Source organism: Streptomyces sp. NPDC002845, assembly GCF_053591955.1.
In genome coordinates, this window is the sequence record NZ_JBSFUU010000233.1 from 1 (window position 1) to 1,584 (window position 1,584).

The 1,584-nt window shown below is 70.6% G+C and carries 1 protein-coding gene; it reads right to left on the minus strand.

From position 1 onward, the window contains the following. Window positions 1–10 precede the first annotated feature (10 nt). Window positions 11–1,462 (minus strand): NF041680 family putative transposase, encoded by a 1,452-nt coding sequence (locus tag ACWD3C_RS48550; RefSeq protein ID WP_451155237.1) that lies wholly within the window; start codon window positions 1,460–1,462, stop codon window positions 11–13. Between the last annotated feature and the right edge of the window lie 122 nt (window positions 1,463–1,584).

Genomic DNA, 1,584 nt, shown 5'->3' on the forward strand with positions numbered 1-1,584 from the left:
AGCTTGATGTTTAACCATGCTGCCGTTTCAAGCGGACGTGTTCGGTGAGGGTTTCGGCTCGTTTCACGGTCTTCCCGGGTTCGTAGCGTGGGGCTGGCCTGCGGTTTTGTGAGCCTGTTGGACGTCCGGGGCCTGGCCGGGAGGGTTTCGGCACACCTGCGGGGCCGGTGGCCTTCGCGCGGAGGTGCCGGAACCCCCGGCGGACCCGGGCGGGGGTGAGCCGACGGGGCTCGGCGGGCCGTTCCCAGGGCCGGCGGAGGTCCTCGGCGAGGGGGCGGGCGAGGCGGAGCTGGGTGTGGGCGGCGATGATGAGCCAGGTCCACAGGTCGGCGGTCGCGGGGTCGCGGACCTTGGGGACGGTCCAGCCCAGGGTCTGCTTGAACAGCCGGAAGGTGTGCTCAAGATCGAATCTGCGGAGGAACGCCTGCCAGCGCAGGTCGACGTCCTGGCCGGTCATCGAGGTGCGCGAGGACCACAGCCAGACCGGTTTCGGGTCGCGGTCGCCGGGCAGGCGCTCGACCTTCAGCCGGATCAACGTGCCGTGGATCAGGGGAAGTTCGCCGCAGTGGTCGAGCCAGGGGCCGCGTGCGGTCAGGCGGGGGTGCATCCGGTCCCAGGCGAGGGCTTCGGCCGTGCCGTAGCGGGTGGTGTCGCAGGTGGTGGCCTGGTCGGGGGTGTGCCAGGAGGCCGGCTTGGAAAAGGTGAGGACACCGCCGTGCTTGCGGGGCTGCCCGCCGCGCGGGGTGGAGCGTCGTGGGCCGGCGTCGCGGAGCATGACCCGGTCCGAGCGCAGTCGGCCGACCAGCTCGATGGGCAGATCCGCCAGGACGTAGGCGAGGCGGGTGACGTCGTAGCCGGAGTCCGTGACGATGAGGATGTCCGCGTCGCCCGGCCGCCACTGCCCGGCCCGCACGAGCCGGGCGACGACGTCGCGGATCTGGGCGGCGGTCACCACGGTGGCATCGTCGGCCGGGCCCAGGCGGACGGCGTCCAGCACGGCCGTCCACGAGGTGCGTCCCGTTTCCAGGGCGGCGACGAAGGAGTAGGGCCAGCCGGGGATGAACTGATCGGCGCTGCGGCCCCGCCCGTAGACGTGGCAGAACAGTAGGTCAGGGCTGGTGGGGGCGTCGGGCCGCAGCCAGTTGCTTACGTCCACGGCGAGGACGATCCGCCCGTCGGCGGCACGCGGCAGCGGCGTGGAGGCCAGCAGCCTGCGCAGGCGGCGCGGCTCCAGCCAGCCGTGGTTGACCGCGTCGTACATCGCGCCGTGCCCGCGCCGGTGCTCGGCCGTCAGCGTCAGCTCGGCCAGCGACGTCACCGGACCGTCCGCGCACAGCACCGCGTCGGTGAGCTCGAAGAGCGCATCCGCCCGGGAGTAGAGACAGTTGTAGAACTCGACACGAAAGTGGGACAGCACGCTCAGCGCGGCGTCAGCGGGACCTGCACAAGCCAGACTCTTCACAGCGGCCGTTCCTTCACGCGACGTTGCTCGACACCTCGAAGCGTGAAGAACGGCCGCGCTGCTGTCTCACGAAGAAGCCAAGATCAGCAGGTCGGATGACGTGCGAGGTTAAACATCAAGCT